Here is a 19,653-nt window from a genome sequence, read left to right on the forward strand (position 1 = left end):
GGGAGGTGAAAGGATGCAACGCTTCGATGTGCTGGACAGCTTTCGTGGGCTTTGCGCGATGGCGGTGGTGCTGTTCCACACGCAGATCCTGCAGAGCTTTTCCGAGCTGGCGTTCTTCCGCCATGCGGACCTGTTCGTCGAGTTCTTCTTCGTCCTCAGCGGTTTCGTGCTCTGCCATGCCTACGGCAACCGGCCGTTCACCCTCGAACTGCTGCGCCGCTTCGTCATCACCCGCACGTTCCGGTTGATGCCGCTGCACCTGGTGATGCTGGCGGTGTTCATCCTCCTCGAGTGCGGCAAGCTGCTGGCCCAGCACCATGGCTTCACCTTCAACGACCCGGCCTTCAGCGGCAAGACCGCGCCGCACGAGATCCTGCCCAATGCGCTGCTGCTGCAGTCCTGGCTGCCGTGGACCGAAAGCCTGTCGTTCAACACGCCGGCCTGGAGCATCAGCATCGAGTACTACCTGTACCTGGCGTTCGGCCTGGTGCTGCTGCTGGTGCCGCGGCACAGCGTGCGCATCTTCGCGGCCCTGGCGCTGGCCAGCGCGGCGGTGCTGGCGGTCGAGCCGCAGCCGATGCTGGCCTTCATCTGGCGCGGCGGGGCCTGCTTCTTCGCCGGCGTGCTGGTCTACCGGGTCTACCAGCGCATCCGCGCAGTGGTCGAGGCGCTGCGCGACGAGCGCTTCTTCGACCTGCTGGAGATCCTCTGCCTGCTGCTGGTCTACCGGGTGATCACCGCCGAGCTGCCGCACAAGGGGCTGCTGGCCAGCCTGCTGTTCTGCGGCGTGATCCTGGTCTTCGCCTTCGAGCGCGGCATGGTCTCCGGACTGCTGCGCCTGCGCCCGTTCAAGCGCCTGGGTGAGCTGTCGTTCTCCATCTACCTGACCCACGCGGCGGTGCTGTTCGTCTTCACCAGCGTGGCCATCGTGCTCTCGCGCCTGCTCGGCGGCGAGTTCACGCTGATCCTCGAGGACCCCCGCAGCCACCAGATCATGCGCTACATCAGCACCGGCGAGCCGCTCAGCGACGGGCTGCTGACCTTGACGCTGCTGGCCGCGGTGCTGGCGGTGTCGACGCTGACCTACCAAGTGGTCGAGCTGCGCGGCATCGCCCTCGGCCGGCGCCTGAGCCAGGGCCGGTCGCCACGGCTGTCGCGGGCCTGAGCGTCCGCAACGCGCGACGCGGGTGAGCCTGGCGGTCGGGTTCAGCGCCGCTGGATGAGCTGGATGTCCAGCCCCGAGCCGCGCTGGATGATCGCGCCGTCGAGGCCGTCGCCGTGCTGCTCGAGGCGTGCCTGGTTGTGGTTGCCCCGCTGCTCGATGTGGGCGCTGCTGGCGTTGCCGAGCTGGACGATCTCGGCGCGGTTGCCGTAGCCGGCCTGGCTGATCAGCGCCTCCAGCCCGCTGCCCTGCTGCAGGATCAGCGCCTCCTGCGCGGCGCCGTGCTGCAGGATGCGCCCGCGCAGCCACTGGCCACGCTGGTCGAGCAGGGCGTGGTTGTCATTGCCACGCTGCAGGACCCAGGCGGCCTGGCCGGCCAGAGGGTCGCTGCCGGCGGCAAGGTCGGCGGGCGGGCCGGCGAGGTCGCCGTTGTCGAGCAGGTCGGCGGCCGGCAGGGCGGTTGAGGCCAGCAGCGCGGCCAGCGCCAGCGGGGCGAGGATACGGCGGTTCATGGCGCGCGCTCCGGACGGGATCGGCCGATTCTTCGCCAGCGCGGTGCGGCCTGCCATCCATCGAAGGATGGAAAGCCCCCGCGCCAGGCGCCGACGCAGGATTAATCAGGCGCGGCTCAGGCCTTGCAGGGCTCGGCCCAGTCCAGCCGGCTGCGCAGCAGGTAGGCGGCCTCGGCGCGGTTGGAAGCGCCGATCTTGCGCAGCAGGTTGTGGATGTGGCTCTTGATGGTGTGCGGGCTCAGGCACAGCCGCTCGGCAATCTCGGCGTTGGACAGGCCCTTGCTGGCCAGGCTGAGGATCTCCCGTTCGCGCAGGGTCAGGCTGGCCTTGCTCTCGGCCAGCTGGCGCATGCGTCGCAACTGGCCGAGCAGGCGCTCCATCAGCATGCGCGGCAGCCAGTCGCCGCCAGCCAGCAGGGTGCGGATGCCGCTGAGCAGGTGCTCGGGCGTGGCCTGGGGGTAGAACACCCCGCGAATCCACGGGTGGCGGTCGACGAGGGTCATGGCCTGTTCCGGCACGATGTTCACCAGGGCGATCGGCTGCTTGCCGTCGATGCGCTCGATCAGCGATGACAGCTGGCCGGTTTCGCTCTGGCCAGCATCGACCAGGATCAGGTCGCCGCCGACCGTCGCCGGCGTCTCGGCCAAGCTGGCCAGGGCGACCTTCAGCTGGGCCTGCTCGTCGAGAAAACGGCGGAAGAAGAGCCCCAGCAGCTCGTTGTGGGTCAATAGGGTGACTCTGCCGCCGGCAGAGGTTTCGCCCCGGGTCAGATCCGCATCCATGTCCGGTACCTAGAGTCGGGCTTAAAGAGAAAGTGACGAAGTCACTAACCGACCCGTAGCAGGCTACGAAGTTCAGGATGCCGACGAAAAAGCTGCGATTCGGCGGCAATCGGACGCGATAGCTTCGCAAAGCCGACGGATGGCGCTAGGGTTGGAGCATGCTTCCGTTCCAGGCCGACACCGTCAAGACCCGCGAGCTCAGCCTGCGCGCACTGCTCACCGGCCTGCTGCTGGGCGCGCTGCTGGTGCCGGCGAATATCTACTCGGGGCTGAAGATCGGCTGGTCGTTCAACATGTCGATCATCGCTCTGCTGGTCGGCTATGCCTTCTGGCAGGGCGTGGCCGCGGCGCTGGGCCGGCCGCGCTGGACACTGCACGAGAGCAACATCAGCCAGACGACGGCCTCGGCCTGCGCGTCGATCGCCTCGGCCGGGTTGGTCGCGCCGATTCCCGCCTACAGCTTGCTCAGCGGCCAGACGCTGCCCGACGCCGCGCTGATGGCCTGGGTCTTCTCGGTGTCCTTCCTCGGCGTCTGGGTGGCCTGGTACCTGCGGCCGGCATTGATCGTCGGCGCCGGGCTGCGCTTTCCCGAGGGCATGGCGACCCTGGCCACGCTGGAGCAGATCTACGCCCATGGCGCCGAGGCCGGGCGCCGGCTGGCGGTGCTCGGCGCCAGCGCGGTGCTGGCGGCGGCGGCCAAGCTGGCCGATGCGCTCTGGTGGACGCTGCCGCGCTGGGCGCCGAGCGCGCAACTGGAGCGGCTGACCTTCCAGCTCGAGCCGTCGTTCCTGCTGCTCGGCTTCGGCGGCATCGTCGGCCTGCGTGTCGGCCTGTCGCTGCTGCTTGGCGCGCTGCTGGCCTGGGGCGTGCTGGCGCCCTGGCTGCTGGCCAGCGGCCGGGTGGCGCTCGCCGCCGGTGCCAGCGGCCCGCAGTTCGCCGCGCTGGTGGAATGGCTGCTCTGGCCGGGGGTGAGCCTGATGGTCAGCGCGACCCTCACCGGCCTGGCCGTGCGTCTTCTGCGCGAGCGTCGCGTGACCGGCGCGCCGCGCCCGGCGTTCGCCCGCCTGCCGCTGCTCGGCCTGGCACTGGCGGTGCTGCTGGTGGTGCTGCTGCAGGTCGGCCTGCTCGGTATCCGCTGGTGGCTGGCGCTGCTGTCGATTCCGCTGGCGCTGCTGCTGGCGAGCGTCGCTGCGCGGGTGGTCGGCAGCACCGGCATTCCGCCGATCGGCGCCATGGGCCAGCTGTCGCAGCTCGGTTTCGGCGTGCTGGCGCCGGGGCAGATGACGGTCAACCTGATGAGCGCCAACACCGCCGGCCAATGCACGGACCTGCTCAACGACTTCAAGGTCGGCCATCTGATCGACGCCTCGCCCGGGCGCCAGGCTGTGGCGCAGTGCCTGGGCATCGCGCTCGGCAGCCTGGTCGGGGTGCTGGTCTACGGGCTGCTGATTCCCTCGCCGAGCGTGCTGGTCACGCCCGATTGGCCGGCACCGGCGGTGGCGACCTGGAAGGCCGTGGCCGAGGCGCTCGGCGGCGGGCTCGATGCGCTCGCCAACGAGACGCGCCTGGCGATGCTCGCCGGTGCGGCGGTCGGCCTGCTGCTGGGGCTGCTCGAGGCGCTACTGCCGGCCACCTGGCTGCGGCGGCTGCCGAGTTCGGCGGCGCTGGGCCTAGCCTTCGTCATCCCGGCCTCGGTGTCGCTGCTGATGAGCCTGGGCGCGCTGCTCGCCTGGCTGCTGGCACGGCGCGCGCCGGGGCTGGCCGAGCGCTTCGTGGTGGTGGCGGCAGCCGGGCTGGTGGCCGGCGAGAGCATGGCCGGGGTCGGTGCGGCGTTGCTGCAGCTGCTGCGCTGACGCGATGCAACCTTATGCCGCGCGCGGCGCTCTAATTTTCCGCACCCCTCGAAGGAGACGCGCAATGAACTGGAGCAAGATCGCGGCACTGAGCCTGTCCCTGTGCCTGCCGGCGGCCGTCTTCGCTGGCGAGCAGGAGCAGCGGAACGCCGAGCCGGCGGCGGCGCAGTCCGAGCAGCCCGAGGCCCGCGGCAACGACATGAGCGGCAAGGGCTTCGGCAGTGCGGCCCAGGGTTCGGCCCAGGGCGGCGGCTCGACCGACACCCGTGGCACCGGCGGCGACGGCTCGCAGCCGGAGGTCGAGCAGGGCGCCGACGGCAGCCCGCCGGCCGAGCCGGGCACCAGCGGCACCGGCGGTGAAGGCGGCGCCCGCGGCGCCTACTGAGCCGCACAAACGAAGAAGGGAGGCCGAGGCCTCCCTTCTTCGCAGCAGCGCGTGGCGGTCAGAACAGCACGCGGCTGCGGATGGTGCCGTTGACGTGCTGCAGCTTCTCCAGCGCGAGGTCGGAGTATTCCTTGTCCACGTCGATGACGACGTAGCCGACCTTGTCGTTGGTCTGCAGGAACTGGCCGCAGATGTTGATGCCGTTGTCGGCGAACACCTTGTTGATCTCGCTCATCACGCCGGGGATGTTGCGGTGGATGTGCAGCAGGCGGTGCTTGCCGGGGTGCGACGGCAGGGCGACTTCCGGGAAGTTGACCGAGGACACCGAGGTGCCGTTGTCGCTGTACTTGACCAGCTTCTCGGCGACTTCCAGGCCGATGTTGGCCTGCGCCTCGGCGGTGGAGCCGCCGATGTGCGGGGTCAGGATCACGCGGTCCAGGCCACGCAGCGGGCTGGCGAACTCCTCGTCGTTGGACTTCGGCTCGACGGGGAACACGTCGATGGCGGCGCCGATCAGGTGCTCGTCCTTGATCGCGTCGGCCAGGTGGTCCAGCTCGACCACGGTGCCACGCGCGGCGTTGATCAGGATGCCGCCCTTCTTCATCGCGCGGATTTCCTTCTCGCCGATCATCCACTGGGTGGACGGCAGCTCCGGCACGTGCAGCGAGACGATGTCGCACATGCCCAGCAGGTCGTACAGCGAGCCGACCTGGGTGGCGTTGCCCAGCGGCAGCTTGGTCACCACGTCGTAGAAGTAGACCTGCATGCCGAGCGCCTCGGCCAGCACCGAGAGCTGGGTGCCGATGGAGCCGTAGCCGATGATGCCGAGCTTCTTGCCGCGGATCTCGAAGGAGTTGGCCGCCGACTTGATCCAGCCGCCGCGGTGGCAGGAGGCGTTCTTCTCGGGGATGCCGCGCAAGAGCAGGATGGCTTCGGCCAGCACCAGCTCGGCCACCGAGCGGGTGTTGGAGTAGGGCGCGTTGAACACCGCGATGCCACGCTCGCGGGCGGCGTTGAGGTCGACCTGGTTGGTGCCGATGCAGAAGCAGCCGACGGCGATCAGCTTCTTGGCGCAGTCGAAGACTTCCTCGGTGAGCTGGGTGCGCGAGCGGATGCCGATGAAGTGGGCGTCGGCGATCTTTTCCTTCAGCTCGTCGCCGGACAGCGCGGTCTTGAGGTACTCGATGTTGGTGTAGCCGGCCGCCTTCAGGGTGTCGACAGCGTTCTGGTGCACGCCTTCGAGAAGAAGGAACTTGATCTTGCTCTTGTCGAGAGAGGTCTGGCTCATCTGCGTTTAAACCTTAGGGCCGAAAGAGAGGACGAAGTGTCCAGCGAAGGCTGACCGACCCGGGCTTGCCGGTGCCGGGAGTCTGCCGAGGCACGTTTGAAAAGGGTGCGTATGCTAGCATACGAGCCCCCCGAAACACCCCACCTCCTGAGCTGAAGCGTACTCAGGGTGACCATGAATCGTATGAGAGTTCCCGTGATGACCGATCTCGCCCTGATCGATGAGCTGAAGACCCTGGTCGAGCCTGGCAAAGTGCTGACCGATGCCGATTCGCTGACTACCTACGGCAAGGACTGGACCAAGCAATTCGCGCCGGCGCCGTCGGCCATCGTCTTTCCCAAGAGTATCGAGCAGGTCCAGGCCATCGTGCGCTGGGCCAACCAGCACAAGGTCGCGCTGGTGCCGTCGGGCGGTCGCACCGGGCTCTCCGCCGCCGCGGTGGCGGCCAATGGCGAGGTGGTGGTGGCCTTCGACTACATGAACCAGATCCTCGACTTCAACGCCACCGACCGCACCGTGGTCTGCCAGCCGGGCGTGGTCACCGCGCAGCTGCAGCAGTTCGCCGAGGACAAGGGCCTGTACTACCCGGTGGACTTCGCCTCGGCCGGCTCCAGCCAGCTCGGCGGCAACATCGGCACCAACGCCGGCGGCATCAAGGTGATCCGCTACGGCATGACGCGCAACTGGGTCGCCGGCCTGAAGGTCGTCACCGGCAAGGGCGACCTGCTCGAGCTGAACAAGGACCTGGTCAAGAACGCCACCGGCTACGACCTGCGCCAGCTGTTCATCGGCGCCGAGGGCACCCTGGGCTTCGTCGTCGAGGCGACCATGCGCCTGGAGCGCCAGCCGACCAAACTCACGGCGATGGTGCTGGGGACGCCGGACTTCGATTCGATCATGCCGGTGCTGCACGCCTTCCAGGACAAGATGGACCTGACCGCCTTCGAGTTCTTCTCCGACAAGTGCCTGGACAAGATCCTCGCCCGCGGCGACGTGCCGGCGCCGTTCGAGACCCGTGCGCCGTTCTACGCGCTGCTGGAGTTCGAGGCCACCACCGAGGAGCGCGCCGAGCAGGCGCTGGCGACCTTCGAGCACTGCGTCAACGAAGGCTGGGTGATCGACGGGGTGATGAGCCAGAGCGACCAGCAGTTGCAGAACCTGTGGAAGCTGCGCGAGTTCATCTCCGAGACCATCGCCCACTACACGCCATACAAGAACGACATCTCGGTCACCGTCAGCAAGGTGCCGGCCTTCCTCGCCGACATCGACGCCATCGTCAGCAGCAACTACCCCGACTTCGAGGTGCTCTGGTACGGGCACATCGGCGACGGCAACCTGCACCTGAACATCCTCAAGCCCGAGGCGCTGTCGAGGGAGGAGTTCTTCGGCAAGTGCGCCGCGGTGAACAAGTGGGTGTTCGAGACGGTGCAGAAGTACAACGGCTCGATCAGCGCCGAGCACGGCGTCGGCATGACCAAGCGCGACTACCTGGAATACAGCCGCTCGCCGGCCGAGATCGCCTACATGAAGGCGGTCAAGGCGGCGTTCGACCCGAACGGCATCATGAACCCCGGGAAGATCTTCTCTCTCTGATCCGTCGGCTGGGCGCGCCCTCGCGCGCCAGCCCCGACAGCTACCTGATGGCGGCGCCGGGCGCCTGCCACCCACGGCCGAGGACTGCCATGAACTACAAGCATCAGTACACCGACGGTACGCCGATTCACTACCCGCTGGGCAAGGTGGTCTGCATCGGGCGCAACTACGCCGAGCATGCCAAGGAGCTGAACAATCCGGTGCCCAGCGAGCCGCTGCTGTTCATCAAGCCGGGCAGCTGCGCCGTGCCGCTGGCCGGCGGCTTCGCCATCCCGCGCGAGCGCGGCGCGGTGCACTACGAGGCGGAGATTGCCGTGCTGATCGGCAAGCCGCTGTCGCGCCAGCCGGGCGAGGAGGAGATCCGCGATGCCATCTCCGGCTTCGCCCCGGCGCTAGACCTGACCCTGCGCGACGTGCAGGCCAGGCTCAAGGAAAAGGGCCACCCGTGGGAGATCGCCAAGAGCTTCGACGGCGCCTGCGTGCTGGCTCCCTTCGTACCCGGTGATGCGATCGAGGACCTGGGCGATATCGGCATCCGCCTGACGCTCAACGGCGAGCTGCGCCAGGACGGCAACAGCAGCCAGATGCTCAACGCCATCGTCCCGCTGATCCGGCATATCGCCGGCCACTTCAGCCTGCAGCCGGGTGACGTGGTGCTGACCGGCACGCCCGCCGGTGTCGGCCCGCTCAACCAGGGCGATGAGCTGCTGCTGGAACTGGTCGGCCTGTCGCGCTTCGAGAGCCGCGTGCTCTGACCCTGCCGCCTGCCGGCCCCTGGCCGGCAGGTGCGTCTGCCGAGTTCCGCCGGTCGGTCGGGCGTGCTGTAATCCCTCGCCCTGGCCCGACGGATCCTGACATGCCTTCCCTGTTCAAGCGTTCCTGGCGACAGTTCGCCTGGGTGACCCTCGTCGCCCTGCTCGCGGTGCTGCTGCTCTGCGCCCGGCTGCTGCACTGGGACGACCAGCTGCTGCTGCTCTGGCAGGAGCGCAGCGTGCCGGCCGAGGCGCGCGCGGCGAGCATCTGGCTGCCGGACTATGAGCTGGCGCTGGAGACCGAGCTGGCCGGGCTGGCCGATGACGAGACTTCCGGGCTGACCTGGAACCCGTTGACCGGCACGCTGTTCACCGTCACCGGGCAGCACCCCAAGCTGGTGGAATTCAGCCCCGCCGGCGTGGTGCTGCGCAGCATCGAGCTGGTCGGCTTCGCCGATCCGGAAGGTGTCGAGGCGCTCGGCGACGGACGCATGGCGGTGGTCGACGAGCGCCGTCGCCAGGTCACGGTGTTTCGCGTGACGCCGGACACCGAGCGCCTCGAGCTGGCCGATCTGCCGAGCTACGACCTGGGCTTCGCCGATGCCGGCAACAAGGGCTTCGAGGGGCTGGCCTGGAACCCGCTCAGCCAGCGCCTGCTGCTGGCCAAGGAGCGCGACCCGCAGGGACTGTTCGAACTGCCGTTCCCTGGCGAGGACGGTGCGGTCGGGGCGCTCGAGCCCCTGCCGCGCCAGCCGCTGCTGGTGCGCGATATTTCCTCGGTGACCATCGACCCGCGCAGTGGGCACACGCTGATGCTGTCCGACGAATCGCGGCTGCTGGTCGAGCTGGACCTGCAGGGCCGGCCGCGCAGCTTCATGAGCCTGTTCGGCGGTCTCAACGGTCTGGTGCAGGGCATCGACCAGGCCGAGGGCGTGGCGATGGACGCCGACGGCACCATCTACGTGGTCGGCGAGCCGAACCGCTTCTATGTGTTCCGGCGCCGGAGCGAGGCGCCGGAGCCCCGTTGATCCTGCCCGCGGCTCAGGAGGCGGCGGCCAGGCTCTCGTCGGCCAGTGCCGCGTCCGGCGCATGCCGGCGCACCGAGTCGCAGCCCTGTTCGGCGCTGGCCAGGCTGGCGTACATCTGGCTCTGGCCGACCACCTGGCCGTTGGTGGCCTTGAGCACGAAGTAGTGCTTGCCGTTGCTGGCCTGCTTGACCTCGAAGGCGCCCTCGCGCACGGCATTCTTGCGTACCGACTCGATGCCGTTCAGCGCCGAGGCATGGGCCTTGTACTGCTCGCTGGAAAGGATGACCTGGCCGTTGCCGGCCAGCAGGTTGAAGTGGAATTGCCCGTTGCTGGCTTTCTTCAGCTGGAACTTGCCGGACATGGCACACCTCCTGTGATGGTCCGCGCCCGGGCGGCGCGGCTCATCACAAGCGTAGCCGCTGCGCTTCAGCGCGCGAGCTTTTGCACGCCGCTGTCGGTGCCCAGCAGCAGGACGTCGGCCGGGCGCGCGGCGAACAGGCCATTGGTGACCACGCCGACGATGTTGTTGATCTTCGCCTCGACCTCCGGCGCGAAGCCGATCGCCACGTTGTGCACGTCGAGGATCACGTTGCCGTTGTCGGTGACCACGCCCTCGCGGTAGACCGGGTCGCCGCCGAGCTTGACCAGCTCGCGGGCGACATGGCTGCGCGCCATGGGGATCACCTCCACCGGCAACGGGAAGGCGCCGAGCTGTTCGACCAGCTTGCTGGCATCGGCGATGCAGATGAAGGTCTCGGCCACCGCGGCGACGATCTTCTCGCGGGTCAGTGCGGCGCCGCCGCCCTTGATCAGCTCCAGGTGCTTGTTGGCTTCGTCGGCACCGTCGACGTAGAACTCCAGCTCGGCGACGTTGTTCAGGTCGTAGACCGGGATGCCGTGCTTCTTCAGGCGTTCGGCGGTGGCCTCGGAGCTGGCTACGGCGCCATCGAAGAAGCCCTTGTGCTGGGCCAGCAGGTCGATGAAGAAATTGGCGGTCGAGCCGGTGCCGACGCCGACGATGCTGCGGTCGGTGAGCTGCGGAACGATAAGGTCGACGGCGGCCTGGGCGACGGCCTGCTTGAGCTGATCCTGGGTCATCGGGTAAATCCGGGGCAGGTGACGGGCCGGCAATTATAGCCGCGCGCCGGCGCCCCATGTTGCGCCGCGGGCCGGCGGGATTGCCGGTGGTCGTCGGGTCGGGCGCGGGGTAGACTCGGCGCTTGCCCGCAACACCCGCCCACCCGCCAAGACCGCCACGATGCTCGAACAGTACGTCAAGAAAATCCTCACCTCGCGCGTCTACGACGTCGCCGAGGAAACCCCGCTGCAACCGGCCCGCCAGCTGTCCGAGCGCCTCGGCAACCAGGTCCTGCTCAAGCGCGAAGACCTGCAGCCGGTGTTCTCCTTCAAGATTCGTGGCGCCTACAACAAGCTGGCCCAGCTGTCGCCCGAGGAACTGGCGCGCGGCGTGGTCACCGCCTCGGCCGGCAACCATGCCCAGGGCGTGGCGCTGGCGGCCAGGCAGTTGGGGATCAAGGCGACCATCGTCATGCCGCGCACCACGCCGGAGCTGAAGGTGCAGGGCGTGCGCGCCCGTGGCGGCAAGGTGGTGCTGCATGGCGATGCCTTCCCCGAGGCGCTGGCCTATTCGCTGAAGCTGGTGGACGAGAAGGGCTACGTCTATATCCATCCCTATGACGATCCCGACGTGATCGCCGGGCAGGGCACCGTGGCGATGGAAATCCTCCGTCAGCACCAGGGGCCGATCGATGCGATCTTCGTTCCCGTGGGAGGTGGCGGGCTGGTGGCGGGCATCGCCGCCTACGTGAAATACCTCTATCCGCAGACCCGGGTGATCGGCGTCGAGCCGGACGATTCGAACTGCCTGCAGGCGGCCATGGCGGCCGGCGAGCGGGTGGTGCTCGAGCAGGTCGGGCTGTTCGCCGACGGCGTGGCGGTGGCGCAGATCGGCCAGCATACCTTCGATGTCTGCAAGCGCTACGTCGACGAGGTGATCACCGTCAGCACCGACGAGATCTGCGCGGCGATCAAGGACATCTACGACGATACCCGCTCGATCACCGAGCCGGCCGGTGCCCTGGCGGTGGCGGGGATCAAGAAGTACGTCGAGCGCGACGGCGCCAGCGGCCAGGTGCTGGTGGGCATCGATTCGGGTGCCAACATCAACTTCGACCGCCTGCGCCACGTCGCCGAGCGCGCCGAACTGGGCGAGAAGCGCGAGGCGATCATCGCCGTCACCATCCCGGAGCAGCCGGGCAGCTTCAAGGCCTTCTGCGAGGCGATCGGCAAGCGCCAGATCACCGAGTTCAACTACCGCTACCACACCGATCGCGAGGCGCACATCTTCGTCGGCGTGCAGACCCACCCGGAGAACGACCCGCGCGCGGCGCTGGTCGAGGGCCTGCGCGACAAGGGCTTCCCGGTGCTCGACCTGACCGACAACGAGCTGGCCAAGCTGCACATCCGGCACATGGTCGGCGGGCATGCGGCCGGGGTCAGCGACGAGATGGTGCTGCGCTTCGAGTTTCCCGAACGCCCGGGCGCGCTGTTCAACTTCCTCAACAAGCTCGGCGGGCGCTGGAACATCTCGATGTTCCATTACCGCAACCACGGCGCGGCGGACGGGCGGGTGGTCGCCGGGCTGCAGGTGCCGGCCGAGGAGCGTCACCTGGTGCCGGCGGCGCTGGACAAGATCGGCTACCGCTACTGGGACGAGAGCGACAACCCGGCCTACCGGCTGTTCCTGGGCTGAGCGTCGACGAGGAAGACCGATGGAACCCTACCTGCTGATCCGCATTGCCCATGGCGCCGCCGCGGTGCTGCTGGTGCTCGGCCTGCTGGCGCACCTGTTCATGTTGTGGAAGGCCGGGCGCGGCGCCGACGCCGCCGCGCTGCAGCGCAAGCTTGGCCGTACCCGCCGGCTGTCGCTGCCGCTGCTGGCCCTGCTCGGCCTGTCGCTGCCGGTCAGCGGCTGGTGGCTGGTGCACCTGGCCGGCTGGCCGCTGGGCCAGCTCTGGCTGCTGGCCAGTTCCGTGCTGTTCCTGGCGCTGATTCCCCTCGGCCTGCTGCTGGCCGGTCGCCTGGCCGCCTGGCAGGCGCTGGGCGAGGCGCCGGCACCGGCCCGCCTGCTGCGGTTCGCCGGTGCCTATGCCTTGCTGGTGCTGCTCGTGCTGCTGGCGATCATGGCGCTGATGGGCGCCAAGCCGGCCTGATCCGCCTCAGCGCAGCGAGATGACCCGCCAGCCGCGCTCCTCGGCGATGCGCCGCAGGGTCGGGTCGGGGTCGACCGCCACCGGATGGCTGACGCGCTCGAGCAGCGGCAGGTCGTTGCGCGAGTCGCTGTAGAAGTAGCTGCCGTCGAGCGTCTGCTCGTTCTCCGCCAGCCAGCGTTCGATGCGTGCCACCTTGCCCTCCTGGAAGCACGGGATGTCGGTCAGCCGGCCGGTATAGCGGCCGTCGACCGTCTCGCACTCGGTCGCCAGCAGGGTGTCGACGCCCAGTCGCGCGGCGATCGGCCCGGTGATGAAGCGGTTGGTCGCGGTGATGATCACTACCCGGTCGCCGGCATCCAGGTGCTGGCGCACCAGCGCCTCGCCCTTGGCCAGCACGATGGGCTCGATGTGCTCGCGCATGAACTCGGCGTGCCAGCGCTCGAGCTGTGCCATCTCGCTGCGGCCCAGCAGTTCCTGGCAGAAGTTCTGGTAGGCGTGCACGTCGAGGCTGCCGTCGAGGTAGTCCTGATAGAAGGCGTCGTTGCGCGCCCGGTAGTGGTCGGCATCCACCAGGCCGCGCTGGCAGAGGAACTCGCCCCAGGCATGATCGCTGTCGCCGGCCAGCAGGGTGTTGTCCAGGTCGAAAAGAGCCAAGCGCACGGTGGGAAACCTCGGTCGTGGTGAAGGAAGGCGCCAAGCATAACGGAACTGTCCGGCGGCCAGGTGACACGCTGCCGGCGAGCCTCCGGCCGGCGTGCCAGGCGGGCCGGAACTGGCCGCTTGCCGCGCTTTCGGCTCGTGTCGGTTTTGTGGAACAATGCGGCGAATTGCGTTTTCGAGGTTGCTAGTCGTGATCGATTCCGATGGTTTCCGCCCGAATGTCGGTATCATCCTGACCAATGATGTCGGCCAGGTCCTCTGGGCCCGGCGGATCAATCAGGACGCCTGGCAGTTCCCCCAGGGCGGCATCAATGCCCAGGAGACGCCCGAGCAGGCGCTGTACCGCGAACTCAACGAAGAGGTCGGGCTCGAGGAGCAGGATGTCGACATCCTCGCCTGCACCCGCGGTTGGTTGCGCTATCGCCTGCCGCAGCGCCTGGTACGCACCCACAGCCAGCCGCTGTGCATCGGGCAGAAGCAGAAGTGGTTCCTGCTGCGCCTGGTCGGCGCCGAGGACCGGGTCCGCATGGACCTGACCGGCAAGCCGGAGTTCGATGGCTGGCGTTGGGTCAGCTACTGGTACCCGCTGGGACAGGTGGTCACCTTCAAGCGCGAGGTCTACCGTCGCGCACTCAAGGAACTGGCTCCGCGCCTGCCGGTGCGGGACTGAAGGGGAGAAAGCCTCTTTGAGCATGCTCGGCACGCTGCGCAAGATCGTCCAGGAAGTCAACGCCGCCAAGGACCTCAAGGCGGCCTTGGGGATCATCGTGCTGCGGGTCAAGGAGGCCATGGGCAGCCAGGTCTGCTCGGTCTACCTGCTCGACCCGGAGACCGAGCGCTTCGTGCTGATGGCCACCGAGGGCCTCAACAAGCGCGCCATCGGCAAGGTCAGCATGGCGCCCAGCGAGGGCCTGGTCGGCCTGGTCGGCACCCGCGAGGAGCCGCTCAACCTCGAGCATGCCTCCGAACACCCGCGCTACCGCTACTTCGCCGAGACCGGCGAGGAACGCTACGCCTCCTTCCTCGGTGCGCCGATCATCCACCATCGGCGGGTGATGGGCGTGCTGGTCATCCAGCAGAAGGAACGCCGCCAGTTCGACGAGGGCGAGGAAGCCTTCCTCGTCACCATGAGCGCGCAGCTGGCCGGGGTCATCGCCCATGCCGAGGCGACCGGCTCGATCCGCGGCCTCGGGCGCCAGGGCAAGGGCATCCAGGAGGCACGCTTCGGTGGCATTCCCGGTGCGCCGGGCGCGGCGGTGGGCACCGCCGTGGTGGTGCTGCCACCGGCCGACCTCGATGTCGTGCCGGACAAGCAGGTCGAGGACTTCGAGGCCGAGCTGGCGCTGTTCCACAACGCGCTGGAGGCGGTGCGCGCCGACATGCGCGCGCTGTCCGAGAAGCTCGCCAGCCAGATGCGCAAGGAAGAGCGCGCGCTGTTCGACGTCTACCTGATGATGCTCGACGATTCGGCCCTCGGCGGCGAGGTGACCAAGGTCATCCGCACCGGCCAGTGGGCCCAGGGTGCGCTGCGCCAGGTGGTCACCGAGCACGTGCGGCGCTTCGAGCTGATGGACGACGCCTACCTGCGCGAGCGCGCCTCGGACGTCAAGGACATCGGCCGGCGCCTGCTTTCCTATTTGCAGGAAGCCCACCAGCAAACCCTTACCTACCCGGACAAGACCATCCTGGTCAGCGAGGAACTGTCGCCGGCGATGCTCGGCGAGGTGCCCGAAGGCAAGCTCGCCGGCATGGTCTCGGTGCTTGGCTCGAGCAACTCGCACGTGGCGATCCTGGCCCGCGCCATGGGCATCCCGACGGTGATGGGTGCGGTCGACCTGCCCTATTCGAAGCTCGACGGCATCGAGCTGATCGTCGATGGCTACCGCGGCGAGATCATCACCAACCCCGGCAAGGTGCTGCGCGAGCAGTACGAGGTGCTCGCCGAGCAGGAACGCCAGCTCTCCGAGGGGCTCGACGTGCTGCGCGAGCTGCCCTGCGAGACCACCGACGGCCACCGCGTGCCGCTGTGGGTCAACACCGGCCTGCTGGCCGACGTGGTCCGCGCGCAGGAGCGCGGCGCCGAGGGCGTCGGCCTGTATCGCACCGAAGTGCCCTTCATGATCAAGGAGCGCTTCCCCAGCGAGAAGGAGCAGATGGCCATCTACCGCGAGCAGCTGGAGGCCTTCCACCCGCTGCCGGTGACGATGCGCAGCCTGGACATCGGTGGCGACAAGTGCCTGCCGTACTTCCCGATCAAGGAAGAGAACCCCTTCCTCGGCTGGCGCGGCATCCGCGTCACCCTCGACCATCCCGAGATCTTCCTGCTGCAGACCCGCGCCATGCTCAAGGCCAGCGCCGGGCTGAACAACCTGCGCATCCTGCTGCCGATGATCTCCGGCATCCGCGAGCTGGAGGAGGCGCTGCACCTGATCCACCGTGCCTGGGGCGAGGTGCGCGACGAGGGGCTGGACATCGAGATGCCGCCGGTGGGCGTGATGATCGAGGTGCCCGCGGCGGTCTACCTGACCCGCGAGATGGCGCGCATGGCCGACTTCATCTCGGTCGGCTCCAACGACCTGACCCAGTACCTGCTGGCGGTCGATCGCAACAACCCGCGGGTCGCCGACCTCTACGACTACCTGCACCCGGCCGTGCTCGAGGCGCTGCAGCGGGTGGTCAGGGAGGCCCACGAGGAAGGCAAGCCGGTGAGCATCTGCGGCGAGATGGCCGGCGACCCGGCGGCGGCGATCCTGCTCCTGGCGATGGGTTTCGACAGCCTGTCGATGAACGCCACCAACTTGCCGAAGGTGAAGTGGCTGCTGCGCCAGATCAGCATGCAGACCGCCAGGGACCTGCTGGCCCGGGTGATGGTGCTCGACAGCCCGCAGGTGATCAACGCCACCGTGCAGCTGACGCTGCGCAACCTCGGTCTCAACCGCCTGCTCAATCCCTCCGCCGCGGTCTAGCCCACCGCCTGCGCCGGCAGGCACAGCCGCACCTCCCGGTGCGCCCCCTCGGGCGTGAAACTGCGTTCGACCATCAGCAGCTGGCCGTCGGCCTGGCGCAGCAGGGCGGTGCTCGAACGGGTGCCATATTCGCGGCTGGCGATGAACACACTCGACAGCAGCCGCTCCCATTCCAGCGGTACGCCGGTGGCCGGCAGCCTGTCGTCACTGGCCTGCCGGCGGTCGCCCAGCAGCTCGAGCAGCGCCTCGGGCGTCGGCCGGGCGAGGCTGGCGCGGAAGGCCGCCAGGGCGCGCTCCAGCTTCGGCCAGGGGGTGTTCAGCCCGGCGTTCGAGAGACCGTAGACACCGCTCTCCAGGCGCTGCGGTGCGCCCTGTTGCGAGTTCAGGTACCAGAGTGCCTGCCCATCGCCGACCAGCAGGTTGAAGCCGGTGTAGTCCTGCAGCTGCCCGGCCAGCTCGCCGAGATAGCCCTCGGGCGAGTCGTCGCCGCGCAGGAAGTCCTCGACCAGCTTGCCGCGGCTGCGCCGGCCCAGCGGCTGGCCGTCGGCGCGGATGTTGGTCAGCGCGGCGAAGCGCCCGGCGGGGGTGATGCCCATCCAGGTGCCGCCGGCCAGCAGGTCGCGCCCGGCCAAGACCTGTGGCGCATCGGCCCAGCGTCCGAGCGGCTGGCTGGGGCGCTCGTGGAATTCGTCGCGATTGGCGGCCACCACTAGCGGCAGCGCGTGCCCGGGGCGCCAGGCAAGGACGATCAGGCACATGGGCTGCAGTCTCCGTCGATCGGTGGGCGAAGACGCAGAGTGCCGTCCGGCCGGCGCTTCGGCAACCGCGATTCGGCGGCGGGCGGGCTTTTCCGCTACCATTTCCGACCTTGTTCGCCTGACGGGATGCAGCGATGGAGTTTGTGCTTTACCTGGCGCTCGGTGCCCTGGCCGGCGTGCTGGCCGGGCTGTTCGGCGTCGGCGGCGGGCTGGTGATCGTCCCGGTGCTGGTGTTCAGCTTCAGCGCCCAGGGCGTGGCGCCGCAGATCCTGACCCACCTGGCGGTAGGCACCTCGCTGGCGACCATCGTCTTCACCTCGATCAACTCGGTGCTGGCGCATCACCAGCGCGGCGCCGTGCGCTGGCCGCTGGTGGGCTGGATGACCCTCGGCATCCTCGCCGGCGCCGCGCTGGGCAGCCTGACCGCCGCGGCGCTGCAGGGACCGGTGCTGCAGAAGGTGATCGGCGTGTTCGCCATCCTGATGGCGATCCAGATGGGCTTCGACCTGCGCCCGAAGGCGGCCGGTAGCGTCCCCGGCAAGCCGGGGCTGACGATCGCCGGCGCGGTGATCGGCTGGGCCTCGGCGATCTTCGGCATCGGCGGCGGCTCGCTGACGGTGCCCTTCCTCAGCTGGCGCAGCGTGCCGATGCAGCAGGCCGTGGCGACCTCCGCCGCCTGCGGCCTGCCGATCGCCATTGCCGGGGCGCTGAGCTTCATGGTCGTCGGCTGGGGCGAGCCCGGGCTGCCGGCGTGGAGCCTGGGCTTCGTCTACCTGCCGGCGATGCTCGGCATCGCCCTGACCAGCATGTTCTTCGCGCGCCTGGGCGCGCGGCTGGCGCATCGGCTGTCGGCCCGGGTGCTCCGGCGCCTGTTCGCCCTGCTACTGCTCAGCGTTGGCACCCAATTCTTGCTCTGAAGGAGATTTTCGATGCTGCCCTATCCGCAGATCGACCCCGTGGCGCTCGCCCTCGGCCCGCTGAAGATCCACTGGTACGGCCTGATGTACCTGATCGGCATCGGCGGTGCCTGGTGGCTGGCGTCCGGCCGGGTCAAGCGCTTCGCCCCGGAATGGCCGAAGGACAAGCTCTCCGACCTGGTGTTCTGGGTGGCGATGGGGGTGATCGTCGGCGGGCGCCTGGGCTACGTGCTGTTCTACGACCTGCCGGCCTACCTCGCCGATCCGAGCCTGATCCTGCAGATCTGGAAGGGCGGCATGTCCTTCCATGGCGGCCTGATCGGCGTGCTGCTGTGCAGCTGGATCTTCGCCCGGCGCAACGGCAAGGGCTTCTTCGAGCTGATGGACTTCATCGCGCCGCTGGTGCCGATCGGCCTGGGTGCCGGGCGCATCGGCAACTTCATCAACGCCGAGCTGTGGGGCAAGGCGACCGACGTGCCCTGGGCGATGGTCTTCCCCACCGATCCGCAGCAGCTGGCGCGGCATCCGTCGCAGCTCTACCAGTTCGCCCTGGAGGGCGTGGCGCTGTTCGTCATCCTCTGGTTCTACTCGCGCAAGCCGCGGCCGACCATGGCGGTGTCCGGGCTGTTCGCCATCTGCTACGGCATTTTCCGCTTCATCGTCGAGTTCGTCCGCGTGCCCGATCCGCAGCTCGGCTACCTGGCCTTCGGCTGGCTGACCATGGGCCAGGTGCTTTGCGTGCCGATGATCCTCGGCGGTGCCGGGCTGATGGCCTGGGCCTACCGGCATAACCCGCCGAGGGCGATCGCCTGAGCGTGGGATACGGGCCTGTGGCGCACCCGACGCTGTCGAGACGCCCGTAGGGTGCGCCGCGCGCACCATCAACCGCCTGGCGGCCAGCCTTGAGTGCCGCCGAGGCGACCCTTACCATTTCAGCCCCTTCCGAGCCGCGAACCCGCAATGAAACAGTACCTCGACCTGATGCGCCACGTGCGCGAGCACGGCACCTTCAAGAGCGACCGCACCGGCACCGGCACCTACAGCGTGTTCGGCTACCAGATGCGCTTCGACCTGGGCGAAGGCTTCCCGCTGGTGACTACCAAGAAGTGCCACCTGCGCTCGATCATCCACGAGCTGCTGTGGTTCCTGCAGGGCGATACCAACATCGGCTACCTCAAGGAAAACGGCGTGTCGATCTGGGACGAGTGGGCCGACGAGAACGGCGACCTCGGCCCGGTGTATGGCTACCAGTGGCGCAGCTGGCCGGCGCCCAATGGCGAGTCCATCGACCAGATCGCCAAGCTGCTCGAGATGATCCGCAAGAACCCCGACTCGCGCCGGCTGATCGTCTCGGCCTGGAATCCGGCACTGGTCGACCAGATGGCGCTGCCGCCGTGCCATGCGCTGTTCCAGTTCTATGTCGCCGACGGCAAGCTGAGCTGCCAGCTGTACCAGCGCTCGGCCGACATCTTCCTCGGCGTGCCGTTCAACATCGCCAGCTATGCGCTGCTGACCCTGATGATCGCCCAGGTCTGCGACCTTGAGCCCGGCGAGTTCATCTGGAGCGGCGGCGACTGCCATCTCTACGCCAACCACCTGGAGCAGGCCGACCTGCAGCTCACGCGCGAGCCGCTGCCGCTGCCGACGATGAAGCTCAACCCCGAGGTGCGCGACCTGTTCGCCTTCCGTTTCGAGGATTTCGAACTGCTCGGCTACCAGAGCCACCCGCACATCAAGGCACCGGTGGCCGTCTGACCGGCCCTG

At 68.5% G+C, this 19,653-nt stretch carries 20 protein-coding genes; 13 read left to right on the top strand and 7 right to left on the bottom strand.

What is annotated here, in order from left to right:
* Positions 1–13 precede the first annotated feature (13 nt).
* On the top strand, positions 14–1,165 hold the full coding sequence (locus L3N39_RS04475) for an acyltransferase family protein (protein WP_237256090.1): 1,152 nt from the start codon (positions 14–16) through the stop codon (positions 1,163–1,165).
* 41 nt (positions 1,166–1,206) lie between these two features.
* Here the strand turns inward: L3N39_RS04475 and L3N39_RS04480 are convergent, their stop codons facing one another.
* Complete coding sequence (locus L3N39_RS04480) at positions 1,207–1,674, bottom strand: curlin (RefSeq protein ID WP_237256091.1); 468 nt, start codon at positions 1,672–1,674, stop codon at positions 1,207–1,209.
* A gap of 116 nt (positions 1,675–1,790) precedes the next feature.
* The gene (locus L3N39_RS04485; protein WP_237256092.1) at positions 1,791–2,456 is read right to left on the bottom strand and encodes a helix-turn-helix transcriptional regulator; all 666 of its coding nucleotides are present in this window, start codon (positions 2,454–2,456) and stop codon (positions 1,791–1,793) included.
* A 158-nt stretch (positions 2,457–2,614) separates the two neighbouring features.
* Here L3N39_RS04485 and L3N39_RS04490 point away from each other — a divergent pair, with 158 nt between their 5' ends.
* A complete protein-coding gene (locus L3N39_RS04490; protein WP_237256093.1) occupies positions 2,615–4,309 on the top strand; it encodes an OPT/YSL family transporter in 1,695 nt (564 codons plus the stop codon).
* Positions 4,310–4,373: 64 nt separating this feature from the next.
* Complete coding sequence (locus L3N39_RS04495) at positions 4,374–4,694, top strand: hypothetical protein (protein WP_237256094.1); 321 nt, start codon at positions 4,374–4,376, stop codon at positions 4,692–4,694.
* 58 nt (positions 4,695–4,752) lie between these two features.
* Here L3N39_RS04495 and serA read toward each other — a convergent pair whose 3' ends face one another.
* Positions 4,753–5,982, bottom strand: coding sequence for a phosphoglycerate dehydrogenase (serA, locus tag L3N39_RS04500; protein WP_237256095.1), 1,230 nt, complete (start codon positions 5,980–5,982; stop codon positions 4,753–4,755).
* Between the two features lie 198 nt (positions 5,983–6,180).
* On the opposite strand from serA, the gene L3N39_RS04505 reads away from it, so the two are divergent.
* From L3N39_RS04505 to L3N39_RS04515, 3 genes are all read left to right on the top strand, one after another.
* Positions 6,181–7,575: an FAD-binding oxidoreductase gene (locus L3N39_RS04505; protein ID WP_237256096.1), complete on the top strand. Its 1,395-nt coding sequence runs from the start codon at positions 6,181–6,183 to the stop codon at positions 7,573–7,575.
* Between the two features lie 89 nt (positions 7,576–7,664).
* On the top strand, positions 7,665–8,330 hold the full coding sequence (locus L3N39_RS04510; protein ID WP_237256097.1) for a fumarylacetoacetate hydrolase family protein: 666 nt from the start codon (positions 7,665–7,667) through the stop codon (positions 8,328–8,330).
* Between the two features lie 101 nt (positions 8,331–8,431).
* Positions 8,432–9,355: an SdiA-regulated domain-containing protein gene (locus tag L3N39_RS04515; RefSeq protein ID WP_237256098.1), complete on the top strand. Its 924-nt coding sequence runs from the start codon at positions 8,432–8,434 to the stop codon at positions 9,353–9,355.
* Between the two features lie 13 nt (positions 9,356–9,368).
* Here the strand turns inward: L3N39_RS04515 and L3N39_RS04520 are convergent, their stop codons facing one another.
* Positions 9,369–9,716: a YegP family protein gene (locus tag L3N39_RS04520; protein ID WP_237256099.1), complete on the bottom strand. Its 348-nt coding sequence runs from the start codon at positions 9,714–9,716 to the stop codon at positions 9,369–9,371.
* A 65-nt stretch (positions 9,717–9,781) separates the two neighbouring features.
* A complete protein-coding gene (rpiA, locus tag L3N39_RS04525; protein WP_237256100.1) occupies positions 9,782–10,453 on the bottom strand; it encodes a ribose-5-phosphate isomerase RpiA in 672 nt (223 codons plus the stop codon).
* 160 nt (positions 10,454–10,613) lie between these two features.
* Between rpiA and ilvA the strand changes: the two genes are divergently transcribed.
* Together ilvA and L3N39_RS04535 are read left to right on the top strand one after the other, a co-directional pair.
* Complete coding sequence (gene ilvA / locus L3N39_RS04530) at positions 10,614–12,128, top strand: threonine ammonia-lyase, biosynthetic (RefSeq protein WP_237256101.1); 1,515 nt, start codon at positions 10,614–10,616, stop codon at positions 12,126–12,128.
* Positions 12,129–12,147: 19 nt separating this feature from the next.
* Positions 12,148–12,588: a DUF2269 family protein gene (locus L3N39_RS04535; RefSeq protein ID WP_237256102.1), complete on the top strand. Its 441-nt coding sequence runs from the start codon at positions 12,148–12,150 to the stop codon at positions 12,586–12,588.
* A 6-nt stretch (positions 12,589–12,594) separates the two neighbouring features.
* On the opposite strand, the gene L3N39_RS04540 is transcribed toward L3N39_RS04535, so the two are convergent.
* Positions 12,595–13,248, bottom strand: coding sequence for a histidinol-phosphatase (locus L3N39_RS04540; protein ID WP_237256103.1), 654 nt, complete (start codon positions 13,246–13,248; stop codon positions 12,595–12,597).
* A 190-nt stretch (positions 13,249–13,438) separates the two neighbouring features.
* On the opposite strand from L3N39_RS04540, the gene L3N39_RS04545 reads away from it, so the two are divergent.
* Together L3N39_RS04545 and ptsP are read left to right on the top strand one after the other, a co-directional pair.
* Positions 13,439–13,918, top strand: coding sequence for an RNA pyrophosphohydrolase (locus L3N39_RS04545; protein ID WP_237256104.1), 480 nt, complete (start codon positions 13,439–13,441; stop codon positions 13,916–13,918).
* A 22-nt stretch (positions 13,919–13,940) separates the two neighbouring features.
* Entirely contained in the window at positions 13,941–16,214 is a 2,274-nt protein-coding gene (gene ptsP / locus L3N39_RS04550; RefSeq protein WP_237256565.1) for a phosphoenolpyruvate--protein phosphotransferase, read from the top strand.
* Here ptsP and L3N39_RS04555 read toward each other — a convergent pair.
* Entirely contained in the window at positions 16,211–16,972 is a 762-nt protein-coding gene (locus L3N39_RS04555; RefSeq protein WP_237256105.1) for an NRDE family protein, read from the bottom strand. The two genes, ptsP and L3N39_RS04555, sit on opposite strands and share 4 nt — an antisense overlap.
* A 134-nt stretch (positions 16,973–17,106) precedes the next feature.
* On the opposite strand from L3N39_RS04555, the gene L3N39_RS04560 reads away from it, so the two are divergent.
* From L3N39_RS04560 to L3N39_RS04570, 3 genes are all read left to right on the top strand, one after another.
* On the top strand, positions 17,107–17,889 hold the full coding sequence (locus tag L3N39_RS04560) for a sulfite exporter TauE/SafE family protein (protein ID WP_237256106.1): 783 nt from the start codon (positions 17,107–17,109) through the stop codon (positions 17,887–17,889).
* Between the two features lie 12 nt (positions 17,890–17,901).
* Positions 17,902–18,702 carry a prolipoprotein diacylglyceryl transferase gene (lgt, locus tag L3N39_RS04565; RefSeq protein WP_237256107.1) on the top strand — a complete coding sequence of 267 codons (801 nt, stop codon included), beginning with the start codon at positions 17,902–17,904 and terminating at the stop codon, positions 18,700–18,702.
* 147 nt (positions 18,703–18,849) lie between these two features.
* On the top strand, positions 18,850–19,644 hold the full coding sequence (locus tag L3N39_RS04570; RefSeq protein ID WP_237256108.1) for a thymidylate synthase: 795 nt from the start codon (positions 18,850–18,852) through the stop codon (positions 19,642–19,644).
* Positions 19,645–19,653 lie beyond the last annotated feature (9 nt).

The sequence above is a fragment of the Pseudomonas oligotrophica genome (assembly GCF_021726475.1).
GTDB classification, from domain to species: Bacteria; Pseudomonadota; Gammaproteobacteria; order Pseudomonadales; family Pseudomonadaceae; genus Stutzerimonas; species Stutzerimonas oligotrophica.

Bases quoted from the DNA above. Each gene is read 5' to 3' on its own strand.
- L3N39_RS04570 (WP_237256108.1), top strand. From the start codon at position 18,850: ATGAAACAGTACCTCGACCTGATGCGCCACGTGCGCGAGCACGGCACC.
- L3N39_RS04520 (WP_237256099.1), bottom strand. From the start codon at position 9,716: ATGTCCGGCAAGTTCCAGCTGAAGAAAGCCAGCAACGGGCAATTCCAC.
- L3N39_RS04510 (WP_237256097.1), top strand. From the start codon at position 7,665: ATGAACTACAAGCATCAGTACACCGACGGTACGCCGATTCACTACCCG.
- L3N39_RS04555 (WP_237256105.1), bottom strand. From the start codon at position 16,972: ATGTGCCTGATCGTCCTTGCCTGGCGCCCCGGGCACGCGCTGCCGCTA.
- L3N39_RS04505 (WP_237256096.1), top strand. From the start codon at position 6,181: ATGACCGATCTCGCCCTGATCGATGAGCTGAAGACCCTGGTCGAGCCT.
- L3N39_RS04480 (WP_237256091.1), bottom strand. From the start codon at position 1,674: ATGAACCGCCGTATCCTCGCCCCGCTGGCGCTGGCCGCGCTGCTGGCC.
- L3N39_RS04485 (WP_237256092.1), bottom strand. From the start codon at position 2,456: ATGGATGCGGATCTGACCCGGGGCGAAACCTCTGCCGGCGGCAGAGTC.
- L3N39_RS04560 (WP_237256106.1), top strand. From the start codon at position 17,107: ATGGAGTTTGTGCTTTACCTGGCGCTCGGTGCCCTGGCCGGCGTGCTG.
- ptsP (WP_237256565.1), top strand. From the start codon at position 13,941: ATGCTCGGCACGCTGCGCAAGATCGTCCAGGAAGTCAACGCCGCCAAG.
- ilvA (WP_237256101.1), top strand. From the start codon at position 10,614: ATGCTCGAACAGTACGTCAAGAAAATCCTCACCTCGCGCGTCTACGAC.
- L3N39_RS04535 (WP_237256102.1), top strand. From the start codon at position 12,148: ATGGAACCCTACCTGCTGATCCGCATTGCCCATGGCGCCGCCGCGGTG.
- serA (WP_237256095.1), bottom strand. From the start codon at position 5,982: ATGAGCCAGACCTCTCTCGACAAGAGCAAGATCAAGTTCCTTCTTCTC.
- lgt (WP_237256107.1), top strand. From the start codon at position 17,902: ATGCTGCCCTATCCGCAGATCGACCCCGTGGCGCTCGCCCTCGGCCCG.
- rpiA (WP_237256100.1), bottom strand. From the start codon at position 10,453: ATGACCCAGGATCAGCTCAAGCAGGCCGTCGCCCAGGCCGCCGTCGAC.
- L3N39_RS04495 (WP_237256094.1), top strand. From the start codon at position 4,374: ATGAACTGGAGCAAGATCGCGGCACTGAGCCTGTCCCTGTGCCTGCCG.
- L3N39_RS04515 (WP_237256098.1), top strand. From the start codon at position 8,432: ATGCCTTCCCTGTTCAAGCGTTCCTGGCGACAGTTCGCCTGGGTGACC.
- L3N39_RS04490 (WP_237256093.1), top strand. From the start codon at position 2,615: ATGCTTCCGTTCCAGGCCGACACCGTCAAGACCCGCGAGCTCAGCCTG.
- L3N39_RS04475 (WP_237256090.1), top strand. From the start codon at position 14: ATGCAACGCTTCGATGTGCTGGACAGCTTTCGTGGGCTTTGCGCGATG.